We start from the raw sequence: 14435 nt of genomic DNA, 5'->3' as shown, positions 1-14435 counted from the left end.
CGTAGGGCTTAGGCTGGTCAGCTACCTAAAGTCAGGGGCTAGAAGCCCCGTCTCTTTAGAGCGGGGTGCTGACAAGTCGCTTTAGGTTGCTGGTTTCAAATTGTCTTGCTTTAGAACAATCGCAAGCTTTCTAAGTAAGTTAACATAAATATATATTAACTTTACCAAAATTTGCAAAACTCCTAGCCCCAGCCCCCTGGCTTACACTAAGGGCAGGCTTACCCTATCTGAACTCTGGCAAAGGATTCACATGACTGCAAAAACTACCATTTCAAGCGATCGCGTCCTTTACAAACCCATTGTCGGCTCTCGCCGCATCACCAATTATTTGGTCGCCTCTGTCGTCACCCTCGGCGCTACTGGCTTCCTCTTAGCCAGCCTCTCGAGCTACTACAAGGTTAATTTCCTCCCCTTTAGCGACCCCACGCAACTCGTGTTTATCCCCCAAGGTTTGGTCATGGGCTTCTATGGCGTGGCGGGGTTGCTGCTTGCTCTCTACCTTTGGATGACTATTCTCTTGAATGTAGGCGGCGGCTACAACGAATTCAATAAAGACAAAAATGAGGTTCGGATTTTCCGCTGGGGCTTCCCCGGTAAAAACCGCAAAATCGACATCAACTATCCCCTCGATGACGTGCAATCGATTCGCGTGGATGTCAAGGAAGGTCTCAACCCGAAACGGGTGCTTTATCTGCGCGTGAAAGGCCATAACCCGATTCCCCTGAGTCGCGTGGGACAACCGATTCCGCTCGCGGAGCTGGAAAATGAGGGGGCCGAGTTAGCCCGTTTCCTTGGCGTCCCCCTGGATGGCTTCTAAGTTTCTATCTTTCCTCTTTTAGCGATCGCTGCTCCGGCTGAGTTGTTTACATTTTTTAACACCGGATTAACCTTGGGTTGACAAAACTCCCCGGCTGTGATAAAAACACTCAGCCGCTTTTGGTGCCACTCCTGGGCAGGGCAGTTCAATTCCCCATCGGCATGGGTATGATAAAAATCGGCAGCAGGTAGTTTAGGTAAGCAAACATGCAAAACCAAATCGGGCATTGGTTCGTCTGTACGGCGATCGCACTGGCTTTGCTCATCGGCGGTTGCACCGATGGGGTCGGCTCCTCTTCCCCCACCACGGATTCTTCGGGGGACAATCCCAGCGCGGTGGCACAAACTCCTCCCTCCAATCTCTCCAGCAACCTGCCTCGCTTGGAAGGGAAAGCCACCGTGCTGATGGTGGTCAATGGCGAACCCATCACGATTGAAGTGGATGGCACCCACGCTCCCGTCACCGCTGGCAATTTCGTGGATCTCGTCCAGAAAGGAGTCTACGACGATCTCGCCTTTCATCGGGTGGTGCGCAACCCGGAACCGTTCGTGGTTCAAGGCGGCGACCCGCAAAGCAAAGACGCCAATTTTAGGGGTCAGCTCGGAACCGGGGGTTATACCGATCCGACCACGGGCCAAGAACGCAACATTCCTTTGGAAATTATGCCCAGCGGTGCAGAGGATCCGCTTTATGGCACTACCTTCCAAATGGCTGGCATCTCCCAAGCGCCAGAACTGGAGCATACGCGCGGGGCGGTGGCAATGGCCCGATCTCAAGCTCCCAATTCTGCCTCTTCTCAGTTTTACTTTACCCTCAATGACTTGCCGTTCTTAGATGGGAGCTATGCCGTGTTTGGCTATGTCACCGATGGCATGGATGTGGTAGACGAAATCCAACAGGGCGATCGCATTGATTCGGCTCGCGTGGTTGAGGGTTTGGAGAATCTGCAACTCCCTAACCAGTCTTAGCCGTGGAGGTTGTGGTAACTGGAATCGGGTTGCTCTGCGCCTTGGGCGAAAGCTTGTGGACCAGTTGGTCTCGTTTAATCGCGGGAGAATCGGCGATCGCCTTGCACCACCCTTTCCCAGAACTGCCACCCACACCCCTCGCCCCGATCGCCGTCTCACCCACTCCCCTGGCCCCCCTCACCGAAACCACGATCGCCACGGCTTTGAAAGATGCCAATCTGGTGCCGCCTTTGCCGGATTGTGCCGTGGCAATCGGGTCGAGTCGCTCCCATCAGGGCCGATGGGAACAACTGGCACGCCAGTTTTATCGCCATCCCAACCCCCCCAGAGAGTCGCTTATCCCGGACAATTGGCTCGATACCTTGCCCCACATGCCGGCGATCGCCACCGCTCGTTCCCTCGGCTCCACCGGTCCGGTTTTCGCGCCAATGGCGGCTTGCGCTACCGGGATTTGGGCGATCGCTCAGGGGGTTCAACTCATCCAATCGGGCCACTGTCAGCGCGCGATCGTCGGTGCGGTGGAAGCCCCGATTACCCCCTTGACCTTAGCCGGCTTTGCCAAAATGGGCGCTTTGGCGAAAACCGGTTGCTACCCCTTTGACCGCGATCGCCAAGGGTTGGTCTTGGGCGAAGGTGCCGCCGCTTTCGTCCTCGAATCCGCCGAACTTGCCCACCAGCGGGGCGCAAAGATTTATGGCAAAATCTTGAGTTTCGGCTTGACAAATGACGCCTGTTATGGTAATGCACCAGACCAATCAGGCACCGCCGCGATCGCTGCCATTCTCCAATCTTTAACCCGCGCCCATCTTTCCCCTTCAGATATCGACTATATCCACGCCCACGGAACCAGCACCCAACTCAACGACTGCACCGAAGCGCGCATTATACAACATCTCTTTCCCCCTGGCGTGCCAGTCAGTTCCACAAAGGGAGCCACAGGTCACGCATTAGGTGCATCCGGTGCCTTGGGAACTGCATTTTGTCTCATGGCATTCCATCAGGGACACTTGCCTCCTTGTGTGGGGTTGCAAAACCCAGCATTCGATCTGGATTTTGTCACTACATCCCGTCGCACCAACCCCGAACGAGTCCTCTGTTTCAGCTTCGGTTTTGGCGGACAAAATGCCGTATTAGCCTTGGGCAAATAAACCCCCCATCCACCTTATTCCCACCCATTCCCAAGCCCTTTTCTCAAACAGCGGCCAATAACGAATTAACAATCAACAATTTCCCCCTTACCGAACCATTCCCAATTCCCCCTCCCTACCTTGTTCTTTTGAACTGTTCTTCATAAGATAGAATCAAGCAGCTTTATGAATTGACGATGCAGGGAATTGAGCATGGAGTTGAAATCCCATCGGTTTATTTGTTATTTTCTACCCGAACAAGCAGCAGAACTGTGCCAAATTGCTGAAGTAGAGACTTTTACAGAAGGGGCGGTCATTTTTGAAGAAAACGAAATTCCCGATTCCTTGTACTTAGTTTTAGAGGGAACCATCGAATTTTGCAAGCATACCGCCTCCCATCACTATCAAACCGTTGCCTGGGCAGAACCCAATGATTTTTTTGGAGAATTTGGGGTATTAGACGGACAACCGCGTAGCGCCAGGGCGGTAGCGAGAGGAAAGGCAACCCTCGCCAAAATCGATCGCGACAGATTAATGGAAATTTTAGAGCGATCGCCCGGTCAGGTCGTCCTCAAACTCTTCAATCACATTATCCAATATCTGCGCCTGACCACCGATCGCTATGTAGAACAAATCGTCCACAAACAAAAAATGACCCTCATCGGAGAAATGGCCAACACCATTATCCACGACTTCAAAAGTCCATTTACAGCCATTTCCTTAGCCTCTTCCATGCTCACCGAAATCCATTCCGAGGATGAAGACACCCTAGAATGGTGCGAGTTAATTCAAGCTCAGACAGCGCGGATGTTGGCAATGGCAGAAGAAGTTTTGGAATTTACCCGGGGCAGCTCAGTATTGCACAAAAAACCCGTCAATCTTGCCACAATTTTGCAAAAATTTGAAAAACTCAATCGAATTTACTTAAAAGAATCGAACGTCAAATTTATCGTTCGGGCAGAAAACCTGGTAGTGGAGGCCGATGAAAACAAACTCATCCGCCTGTGGCAAAATTTAGTTGGAAACGCCGTGGAAGCGTTGGACGGGCGCGAGGGTCAGATTTCGATTATTGCCGCTGCCAGGGACAAATTTGCCGCTATCGAAATTGTCGATAACGGCAGGGGGATTCCGGATGCAATTCACGATCGCTTATTCGAACCCTTTGTCACCTATGGAAAGCGCGGCGGAACTGGATTGGGAACGGCGATCGCCAAATCCATTGTCGAGGCACATGGGGGAGAAATTGAGTTTGAATCGCAATCGGGAAAAGGAACCAAATTTTTAATTCGCCTTCCCCTCAGCAAAACCACCGAGGTAATTTCCGCCCAAGGAACTGCCTAGAAGAAATTTTTAAGTTGATATCAACCAATAATTGGAATTTCCACCCATGACCAACCCGATAACCGAAAAAATTTTGGCTCAAATTCCCGGGGACACCATCGGGGGACTGCATCGCGCCGATCGCCTGTGGCAATCTCTCAAAGAAAATCAAATCCCAGTTAAACCCGCGATCGCCGAAAGTCAAGAACCTTTAGGAGAAAACCAGTGGGATGCGATCGTTTGTGGCGGCACATTAGGCATTTTTATTGGGGCCGCCCTCGCCCTGCGAGGATGGCGCATCGCCTTACTCGAACGCGGCAATTTGCGCGGGCGAGATCAAGAATGGAACATCTCCCGGCCCGAATTAAACGTTTTTTTAGACCTAGACTTACTCAGCGAAGAACAAATCGAACAAGCGATCGCAACCGAATACAACCCCGCCCGCATTCAGTTTACTGGCGGTCCGGCATTTTGGGTCAGGGACGTGCTCAATATTGGCGTAGATCCCGTTTATCTACTCGATACCCTAAAAGCCCGTTTTCTGCAAGCAGGCGGTCAACTTTTCGAACAGACCTCCTTTGACAGTGCCGTAGTTCATCCCGATGGCGTACTGGTAAAAACAACAAATGAAGACGCTTTTAAAACGCGATTGCTATTAGATGTAATGGGGCATTTTTCCCCCATCGTCCGACAAGCGCGACAGGGCAAAAAACCCGATGGCGTCTGTTTGGTAGTCGGCAGTTGCGCGAAAGGATTTCCCAAAAACGAAACGGGAGATTTAATTGTTTCTTTCACCGAGATAGAAAAACAATGTCAGTATTTTTGGGAAGCCTTTCCCGCCCGAGATGGTAGAACCACTTATTTATTTACGTATTTAGATGCCGACCCCAAACGATTGAGTTTAACCGAGTTATTTGAAGATTATCTGCGCCTGTTGCCAGAATATCAGAACGTGGAACTGTCCCAGTTAGAATTTGTCAGGGCGCTGTTTGGGTTTTTTCCCGCCTATCGAGAAAGTCCCTTGCGATCGCCTTGGAATCGCATTTTTTTCGTTGGGGATAGTAGCGGGATGCAATCTCCCCTGAGTTTTGGCGGATTTGGAGCCATGTTGCGCCATTTGAAGCGTCTCGCCGATGGGATTGACGATGCATTAAAAAAAGAAATGCTCTCGCGCGAAGCATTGGAATTGCTACAACCTTATCAGCCAAATTTAGCAGTGACATGGTTGTTTCAAAAGGCAATGAGTGTAGAGGTCGATCGCGAAATTGACCCAGAGAAAAAGAATCAAATTAACGAATTACTCTCCGGAGTTTTTCAGGAAATGGACGAGTTAGGCGAACCGATTCTCAAGCCATTTTTACAAGATGTGGTGCAATTTGGGGGATTGTCTCAAACCCTCGTCAAAACCGCGATCGCCCAACCCCAGAAAGTGATGCGCGTCATTCCCCAAGTTGGCGTAGCTTCTCTGCTAGACTGGATGCAACATTATCTGAATTTGGGTTTATACAGCGCTTTAGCCCCCATCGGGCAAGCGATGGAACCTACTGCCAACCGTTTACCGCGAACCCCCCAATATTATTGCCGTCGCTGGATTCAAGCGTGGCACTATGGGTCCGGGGGCGATTATGGCGAATAAATCGTTCGATGCGCGCCTTCGCCGTTTCTTCCGCAAGAGCGGTGCATCTACCCCCTGTCGAACGCAAAGGAAACCCATCGGGTGCATCTCTAGTCGGAAATCATTTGCCTGAGTTTGGCGAAAAGTCGGAGGGAAAATCTATCCTTCCGAGGTAGGTTTTGATGCCTTCCTCGCACGGCTGTTTTGGCATGGGTGACAAATTCCTTATCGTCAGATAGGGAAAATTTGTAGCAATTCAAGTGTAGCGATCGCTTCCCTCTCTTTTCTGAGTGAAATTCACTCATCAAAGCTACACAGACCGACTCTCTGGAGGTTTTATGGCGAAATGGCAACCCTTGAGTAAACCTTGGCGCAGTCTGAACATTACCGGCAAGTTTAGTTCGGCGTTTGTGGGTCTATTATTACTGCTAACAGGCGTTGCGGCAACCGGGTGGGTTTCTTTGACATTCGTGCGCCGCGAAACAGAAGCGGCGATCGTAACAAGCATCAAGCTACAGCGGTTGGTGTTTGAAATGAACGATGCGTTAGATGATGCGCGGCGAAAAGAGCGAGAATTTTTTGAAACCTGGTCGAAAGAAGGGTTTTTGGATGCGCGGGAAGATTATGCCAGGGCACATCGAGAAGAAGTCAACGAAGTGCTTGAAATTAGCGATCGCTTGCAACAATTACTCGCCGGCGATAATGTCAGTACCGCTTTGCGTCAGAGTCATCCCGCTGTGGTTTCTTATGTGGAAATGGTAGAGCAATATGCCAGCAGCTTTAAAGAAGCGGTGGGATTAGTGGGGGAATTGGGCATGGATGAAACGGGGACTATCGCTCAGTTGGAGCAAAATTCACAGCTCTTGCGCGATACCCTGGAACTGTCAGGGGAACCAGACGTGATGGAATTGTACGCTCAGATTCAGTTGTTGGAAAAAGAGTATCTCCTCACGCGAGAAAATGCCCAGAGAGTGGCATTGAATAAAGGGGTGGAAGAATTGCGCGATGCGGTGGTGCGATCGCCCAATTTCGATGCCGAACGCCAAGCAACTGCCTTGGAATATCTGCGAGAATACGACGCGATCGCAGATCGAATTGTTGGATTAGATGGGGAAATTCGCAGCCAAATTTCTCGCTTTGACGAGCAAGCTGCGGAAGTGTCCATGCAGTTGCTACAGTTGGCGACAGATGAAGTGCGGCGCGCCCAAACTCGGATTGCAAAAACCAGTCAAGCAGCGACGGGACTATTGGTGGCGGCGCTGCTGTTGGCGGTGGTGTTTGCCAGCGCGATCGCTCAAGAGTTTTTTTATGCGTTAAGACAATTAGAAATCGAGCAGGAAAAATCGGAAAGTTTGCTGCTGAATATTTTACCCAAACCCATTGCAGAACGGCTCAAGGAACAGCCGACTACCATTGCCGATCGCTTTACTGACGTGACGGTTTTGTTTGCCGATATTGTGGGTTTTACCAATCTGTCTTCGCGGATTTCTGCCGAAGATTTGGTAAAATTACTAAACGAGATTTTTTCCGATTTCGACCGTCTTGCTGACCTGCATCATTTGGAGAAAATTAAAACCATTGGCGATGCTTATATGGTGGTGGGAGGTCTTCCCGAACCCAATACTTCTCATGCCTGGAATGTGGCGGAAATGGCATTGGACATGCAGCAGGCGATCGCCAATTTCAATCAGGTTCATAATGAAAATGTCAATATCCGCATCGGCATTAATACCGGGGCGGTGGTGGCGGGTGTGATCGGTCAGAAAAAGTTTATTTACGACCTTTGGGGAGATGCGGTTAATATTGCCTCGCGCATGGAATCTCACGGAATTCCCGGTTACATCCAGATTTCTGAAAGCACTTACGAGTTATTGCGCGATCGCTATCGGTTTGAAGAGCGCGGAACCATTCCGGTGAAAGGAAAAGGAGAAATGAAAACTTATCTGCTGATCGACAAAAACCTGACCGAACCAGTAAAGAATAAAAAGCGATCGCCGCGTCGGCAAAAAAAGTTCGAGTCCGAGTTAAGATAAAACAAGTGCCCGTATTTGAGAAATTGCACCCGTAGGGTGGGCATCGCCTATCGCAGAAGAGAGCTTCAGCAAAAATCTGCTGCTTATTTTGACCCGCAACTGCAACCGATTGCCGATTCGCGATCGCCTGAATTTCCTCCCAAAGATGTTAAACTAAAAAAAGCCCAAACCCGAATCGAACTGTTGCCCAATCTAGCAGCGCGGAGTGCTGCAAAAACAACTCCATCAATGCAGGGTGGTATCGGTCAAACGAGAGTCCCTGCCGAACATTTTTTGCGCGCCGAACGTTTTTATTTTCGATTTGCCATGAGTCGCAACTTTCCCACACACCAGACAACCACTCCTACTGTAACGGTTTCCGAAGAAAAAACAGTGGAAGTTTCTACTGCTGAGTCGATGACGCCCCTGTTAGGATTGTCTTTGCCAGAATTGACCGCATGGGTGCAACAGCAAGGGCAACCCGCCTATCGCGGGAAACAGCTACACAAGTGGATTTATGAAAAAACAGCGCGATCGCTGGGTGAGATTACCGTATTTCCCAAACAGTGGCGCGAAAAATTGGCGGAATATCCCCTCGGTCGTTCCACAATTTACCATAAATCTGTGGCCACCGATGGGACGATTAAGTATTTATTAAAATTAGCAGATGGTCAAGTAATTGAAACCGTAGGGATTCCCACCGAGAAACGCCTCACGGTTTGCGTTTCTTCCCAAGTGGGTTGTCCGATGGCCTGCGACTTTTGCGCCACTGGAAAAGGCGGGTTTATTCGCAATCTTGCCACCCATGAAATTGTGGATCAAGTGCTGACGGTGCAAGAAGATTTTCAGCGGCGCGTCAGCAATATTGTGTTTATGGGTATGGGGGAACCTTTACTGAATACCGAGAACGTCCTTTCCGCCGTGCGATCGCTCAATCAAGATATCGGCATCGGTCAGCGTTCGATTACCATTTCTACGGTGGGAATTCGCGATCGTATCCCCAAACTCGCCCAACACCACGGACAATTTACCCTCGCCGTCAGCTTGCACGCTTCCAATCAACACCTGCGGGAAAAATTGATACCCAGCGCCGGCGGATATCCGTTACCCGAACTGATAGCAGATTGTCGCGAATATGTCAAGCAAACCGGGCGACGATTGACCTTTGAATATATCCTGCTTTCCGGGTTTAACGACGAACCGGAACATGCCGAACAATTAGCGCAATTGCTGCGCGGATTTCAAAGTCACGTGAATTTAATTCCGTATAATCCGATTCAAGAAGTGGATTTTAAACGTCCCACTCGTCAGCGGGTACAAAGCTTTGTGAAGGTGTTAGAAGAGCGCAAGATTGCCGTCAGTGTCCGCTATTCTCGCGGTTTAGACGCCGATGCTGCTTGCGGACAACTGCGCGCCTCAAAAGCGATGAATTCTGTCAATAATGGGGTTGGTGCGTGACCCTTGTGGTATAAATTGCAGTGACAAGAATCCTCCCTAGTCGCGCGACGAGGGAGGATGGATGATAATATGGGTTTAAGGTTTCACCACATTAGGGGGTTTTCCTCGGGTTTCCCCCGGGTTGTTTTGATTCTCGTTAACGTTCAGGTGAAGCGGGGGAGGTCAGAAGGAAAATTGCCTATTTTCACGAGAATGTTATCTGCGGTGAACGGATAAACCAGGGGCATAAGCTTCTACAACGCGACCCGTGCGAGAACAAGTTACCATCAAATAATCGCAGAAGGGGCATTGGGTTTGAACCTGGTTGCGATGTAAAAAGTGGTAACGTTCGGCATGACTTCCGCAATTGGGGCAGCGAATTGCTTGTAGCGTCTGCATTTTAAAACCTCTCAGTTAAGTGTAAGGAAACGAAGCCAAAAAATTGATGACGGTAAACCGTGGAAATATTATTTGAATGGAGGTTGCGATCGGCGAAAGTAGATGGGTGATTCTGAGGTAATCTTAAATTTTAACGGTTGCGATCGCAAAGTCTGGAAAATTTTAGATTTTCTTTAGGTTTGGTGTGGCACCCAGAAATGCGCTCGGATATCTTCAAGGGAATTTTGGGTCAAGCATCCGTCAGTTTAGCTCCTCAGTCGCGTTTCTAGAGATTGGATGAGTATTTTTTCCAACCGAACTAATCAAATCATGCCCCGGATATTCCCGCTTGAAAGTGATCCCCATCGGTTTTGCCAGTGATCCCCATCACCCCTTGCCGATAAATTGGCAATGGAAAAGGGGAAACCAGGGTGGAATATCGGTGAAGAGTCGCGATCGCGCCATTGCTTGTCATCCCCATTTCACCGAGTATTTTTCACAAAAACCCCCCCCAGGGCAAAACAGGGAATTGCGATCGCCGCGCCTCAATTACCTGTTGCCCGTCGTCTGTATTTTATGAACTTTTGTAATGAACTTTTGTAAAGTTACCTTGACAAAAGACCTCGGCCATGTTAAGCAACACAGCCGAGGTATTCAAACTGGTAGGAATTCGGAGACGGAGAGGGGGGGATTCGAACCCCCGATGGCTGTGACACCATAACAGATTTCGAGTCTGCCGCATTCAACCGCTCTGCCACCTCTCCAGGTGCGCTCCCTATTGTACTCCATTCTACGCGAGGATGGCAAGGGTTAGAGCAAAGGAGAATCATTTTCTGTCAAATCGAGGATTTTCTGGAAGCCGGTTTGCTCGGTCCACAGCAGTGCCCCATCCCGTGCCACCGAATAGATTCGAGCCTCAGCGCGAACCAGAAGGTCAGCGGTTTGGGAATCAATATCATCAGAAGAAGCGATCGCACTGTCCGGTTGTAGCGCCTCTATTAAATAAGGAGTCAAGCGATCGCCAGACCACCAAAGCACCTGTAAAGGCGACTCCCCATCCGATCCGGGCAAGCGCTGGGTGGCAATTAGCCGCTCTTGTTCCGAGGGATTGAAATCGCCGAGAAACAACCAAACGCGATCGCGAATGTGGAATTCAACCGCCAGGGGTTCAAGAGAAAGTAACTCCACCTTCATCGAGCCAAGTTTGAGCGCTTCGCCGAGGGTCAGGGGTTGATAAGAACCTTGTTGGGCGATCGACTTTTTTAAGAGCGCTTGCGCGCTGGGATTATCCAAGGGGAGAGGTTGACTGGAAAACGTTTGCACAAAGAGGCGATCGAGAATCAGATGCCAACCGCTTTCCGAAGCGATGGGGTGAGTGGCGATCGCCCAATCAATTTGACCTATCCCCTGCTGACGCAGAAACGGCAATATAGTGTAGCGGGCCGTACTATCATCCCCACTATTCATTAAAATGACTTGTCCCCGGTCTTGAATCACCAAAACCGGTTCATCCGATCGAGTTGCCAGGACCGTCACCTGAAACACCGTAGCGCGAGCGTGCAAAACCGGCACCGTCACCAGAGCCACTGCAAACAGAAAGACAAACAGCCATCGTCGCTGTCGGTGCAACCAAGGTAGCAACCACACCATACCAATCAATAGATATAGAGCGATCGCTTGCAACAGCGACAGGGTGCCCGTGGCCACCGTATTCCCCGGTAACTCGCTGACGAACTCCACCGTAGCGATCGTCACTTGGAGGGGGTAATATAGGAGCCATGCCAAGGCGCTGCCGGCGATCGGCCAAATTCCTGCCGCGATCGCGCTGATAAAGCCGACAATGGTAAGGGCTGCGATCGGCATTGCCAGGACAATATTCAGCGGGATACTGTAAGGAGAGACAATGCCAAAGGTATAGAGTTGGAGGGGAAGTACCCAGACCGCCACCGCCAGGGGAACCGCGAACGAAGAGGCGATCGTTGGGGGCAACCAATCCAATCGCTCAATCAAAGGAGGCACCGTGACCAATAAACCCAGGGTAGCCAAAAAACTAAGCTGAAAGCCTAAATCCCAAATCCATAACGGATTAAATAGTAGGAGAAACGTTGCCGACCACAACAACGACTGCAAAGGGTTAACCTTGCGGTTCAGCAATGGAGCCACTAACGCGGCAAATCCCATAATCGCCGCCCGGAAAACCGACGCCGAACCCCCCGTCAGCGCCACATAGACCAGCAACACCACCGTACCACTGCCAAATTGTATCCGTTCCGAAAACCGTCGAGTGAGTACCCGCACCAAGCCCAGCACGATCGCCACGTGGAATCCCGACGCCGCCAACACATGGGCCAACCCCACTTGAATAAACGAGTCGCGAATCTCATAGGAGAGGTCTACCGCTCGGGAGCCCAACACCATCGCACTGAGGAGCGGCCCTTCTGGCACCCCCAGCCACCGGATTTGAGCGCGCAGAATGCGACGCCGGATTTGCCACAATCCCCAGGATTCCTCGCCATTGCCCGCCGGCCATTTAACCTTGTATCCGGCAAATCCGGCAAAGGTGCCGTGGCGCGCCAAATAGGCTTTAAAATCGAATCCCCCGGGATTGACCGGCGGTTGAGGTTCGTACAGTCGCCCGGTCACCTCCACGCGCTGACCCGGATAGAGTCCGGTGCCTTGGAGTAACGGTACCGTCACGTATAGTTTGCCCGTGACCGAGTGGGTTTTGGCGGTGGGGGTTGTGAGGGGGTCGGAACTTCCCACCAGTTCGTTGAGTTGGTGGGTGGTGAGCCAGAATTGAATTTTTTCACTGCGGGTGAGGCGAGGGGTAGAGTTCACCTTGCCTAATACCGTCACCACTTGCGCTTGCGTCTCGCGATCGGGAGAGGGGATAAATCGGCTGATATCGAGGGCGCTGGGTTGTGGCGATCGCCAGTGAAAATAGAAGGTGGCCAGCAAAGCGATGACTCCCGCCAGCAGCCAGATGGCTGGTTTTAATCCGGCTTTTAAGACTCGCAGGGAAGTGGGAAGTGGCAGCCACAAAGTAGCAGCGGCGATCGCCACTCCCCCGCCGAGGAGTGCATATCCTCCCCAGGAAAACCCGGTGGAGAGCAATCCGAGGATATAGGCTAAGCAAAGCAGGACGATCGGGGCAGAAGTCATCGCGGGAAGATTCCTTTATAAAGACAGACCCAATTTTAATCCGAGTACCGCATGGACAAACATCAGACCCAGTGCGGTGGTACCCACATAGGCATGAGCGGTTCGCAAGTTGGGGCGATCGCCGCCGAAACCGAGAGCCAACAAGCTATTGAGGGTGAGCAAGACCAGCAAAACGCAACCGGTCCAAAAATGACCGCTTTCTAAAATGGGGTGCTTTTGCATCACTAGGGACAACACTCCCCCGGTGTAGCCTAAGGCGATAAATAAAAACATCCAGGGTGCTAGTTTGCGGTGCGCTTGGCGATTTTTAATGGCTACCTCTTTATCTGGGGCAACTCGTCCCCGCCATCCGGCCCATCCGACAAAGGTGCCCATCACAAAGATGACAATGCCCATCATTGCCGGATGTCCCCATTGGACAATCGGTTGGGGAATTCCCAGGGCGCGAAATTGACTGGCGATCGGTTCGAGTAAGGTTGTCAGATTTTCCATTTAAGCTCCTCGGTTGGTTTTGATGATGGGTAAAGTAGGGTGGAAAGATGGCTATGCTGCCGAGGGTTCCGACCCTTGGCGGTTTAAAAGCGGGAAGTCGAGTTTTTCCCGTTGTTCCAGGTACAGGTGTGCCACCCGCCGCGCCAAACTCCGGATTCTGCCGATGTAGCGGGTGCGTTCCGTTACCGAGATGACCCCTCTGGCATCGAGCAGATTAAAGGTATGGGAGCATTTGAGGACGTAATCGAGGGTGGGCAAGACAATTTCGCGATCGATGAGCTGTTGCGCCTCTTGCTCGTACAGTCCAAACAAGGTAAATAGCAAGTCCGGATTCGATGCCTCGAAGTTATAGATACACTGCTCGATTTCTCCTTGCAGGTGGACGTCGCCGTAAGTGACCTCATCGGTCCACTGAATTTTCGTAAAGGCATCGGTTTCCTGGAGGTACATGGTTAAGCGTTCCAATCCGTAGGTAATTTCGATGGAAACCGGACGGCAATCGATGCCTCCACATTGTTGGAAGTAGGTAAATTGGGTAATTTCCATCCCATCGAGCCAGACTTCCCAACCGACGCCCCAGGCCCCCAAGGTGGGAGACTCCCAGTTATCCTCCACAAACCGAATGTCGTGTTCTTCGGGACGAATGCCCAAGGCTCGCAGGGAGTCTAAGTAAATATCTTGGATGTTGTTGGGGGAGGGTTTAATCAGCACTTGGTACTGGTAGTAGTGTTGGTAGCGGTTCGGATTTTCGCCATAGCGCCCATCGGTGGGGCGGCGACAAGGCTCCACATAACCCACCGACCAGGGTTCCGGTCCGATCGCTCTTAAGAAGGTATGGGGGTTCATGGTGCCTGCGCCCTTCTCGATGTCGTAGGGCTGGGCAATCAGACAACCGCGATCGGCCCAGAACTGATTCAATGTGGCAATCACTGACTGAAAATTCACGCTTCGATTTTCCTCCTTTCGCCAAATCTGCTTTTTTCATTGTCTCCTAAATTCCTCACAGTGCAAGGCTTTGGGGCAGAACCGGAAAAAAAATCCAAAATTTTTTCAAAAAAGGGTTGACATTCCCGAAGGGGGTTGTTACATTAGTAAAGCGCCTGAAGG

The 14435-nt window shown here is 51.0% G+C and carries 11 protein-coding genes and 1 tRNA gene; 7 read left to right on the top strand and 5 right to left on the bottom strand.

Going from position 1 to position 14435, the window contains the following annotated elements; all coding sequences use genetic code 11:
- Positions 1 to 250: 250 nt before the first annotated feature.
- The 7 genes from AC0QH1_RS09240 to rlmN all read left to right on the top strand — a co-directional run bounded on the left by AC0QH1_RS09240 (position 251) and on the right by rlmN (position 9317).
- Positions 251 to 817, top strand: coding sequence for a photosystem I assembly protein Ycf4 (locus AC0QH1_RS09240; protein ID WP_324630780.1), 567 nt, complete (start codon positions 251 to 253; stop codon positions 815 to 817).
- 206 nt (positions 818 to 1023) lie between these two features.
- Complete coding sequence (locus tag AC0QH1_RS09235; protein WP_324630779.1) at positions 1024 to 1785, top strand: peptidylprolyl isomerase; 762 nt, start codon at positions 1024 to 1026, stop codon at positions 1783 to 1785.
- Between the two features lie 2 nt (positions 1786 to 1787).
- Positions 1788 to 2933, top strand: a complete 1146-nt coding sequence (locus AC0QH1_RS09230; RefSeq protein WP_324630778.1) for a beta-ketoacyl-ACP synthase — start codon at positions 1788 to 1790, stop codon at positions 2931 to 2933.
- 192 nt (positions 2934 to 3125) lie between these two features.
- Positions 3126 to 4253 (top strand): ATP-binding protein, encoded by a 1128-nt coding sequence (locus AC0QH1_RS09225; protein ID WP_324630777.1) that lies wholly within the window; start codon positions 3126 to 3128, stop codon positions 4251 to 4253.
- 46 nt (positions 4254 to 4299) lie between these two features.
- Positions 4300 to 5868: an NAD(P)/FAD-dependent oxidoreductase gene (locus AC0QH1_RS09220; RefSeq protein WP_324630776.1), complete on the top strand. Its 1569-nt coding sequence runs from the start codon at positions 4300 to 4302 to the stop codon at positions 5866 to 5868.
- Positions 5869 to 6185: 317 nt separating this feature from the next.
- Positions 6186 to 7880, top strand: a complete 1695-nt coding sequence (locus AC0QH1_RS09215) for an adenylate/guanylate cyclase domain-containing protein (RefSeq protein ID WP_324630775.1) — start codon at positions 6186 to 6188, stop codon at positions 7878 to 7880.
- Positions 7881 to 8276: 396 nt separating this feature from the next.
- The gene (rlmN, locus tag AC0QH1_RS09210) at positions 8277 to 9317 is read left to right on the top strand and encodes a dual-specificity RNA methyltransferase RlmN (protein WP_324630781.1); all 1041 of its coding nucleotides are present in this window, start codon (positions 8277 to 8279) and stop codon (positions 9315 to 9317) included.
- A gap of 685 nt (positions 9318 to 10002) precedes the next feature.
- Here rlmN and AC0QH1_RS09205 read toward each other — a convergent pair.
- The 5 genes from AC0QH1_RS09205 to glyQ form a co-directional block, all read right to left on the bottom strand.
- Positions 10003 to 10149, bottom strand: a complete 147-nt coding sequence (locus tag AC0QH1_RS09205) for a hypothetical protein (protein WP_324630774.1) — start codon at positions 10147 to 10149, stop codon at positions 10003 to 10005.
- Between the two features lie 202 nt (positions 10150 to 10351).
- Positions 10352 to 10438: transfer RNA gene (locus tag AC0QH1_RS09200), tRNA-Ser, on the bottom strand.
- Between the two features lie 46 nt (positions 10439 to 10484).
- The gene (locus AC0QH1_RS09195) at positions 10485 to 12836 is read right to left on the bottom strand and encodes a ComEC/Rec2 family competence protein (RefSeq protein ID WP_324630773.1); all 2352 of its coding nucleotides are present in this window, start codon (positions 12834 to 12836) and stop codon (positions 10485 to 10487) included.
- A 15-nt stretch (positions 12837 to 12851) separates the two neighbouring features.
- The gene (locus AC0QH1_RS09190; RefSeq protein ID WP_324630772.1) at positions 12852 to 13328 is read right to left on the bottom strand and encodes a DUF4079 domain-containing protein; all 477 of its coding nucleotides are present in this window, start codon (positions 13326 to 13328) and stop codon (positions 12852 to 12854) included.
- Positions 13329 to 13379: 51 nt separating this feature from the next.
- Positions 13380 to 14273, bottom strand: a complete 894-nt coding sequence (gene glyQ, locus AC0QH1_RS09185; RefSeq protein ID WP_324630771.1) for a glycine--tRNA ligase subunit alpha — start codon at positions 14271 to 14273, stop codon at positions 13380 to 13382.
- Positions 14274 to 14435 lie beyond the last annotated feature (162 nt).

The sequence above is a fragment of the Phormidium sp. CCY1219 genome (assembly GCF_055795085.1).
Note: the sequence above shows the minus strand (reverse complement) of the source record. Positions and strands in the feature narration are given on the sequence as shown.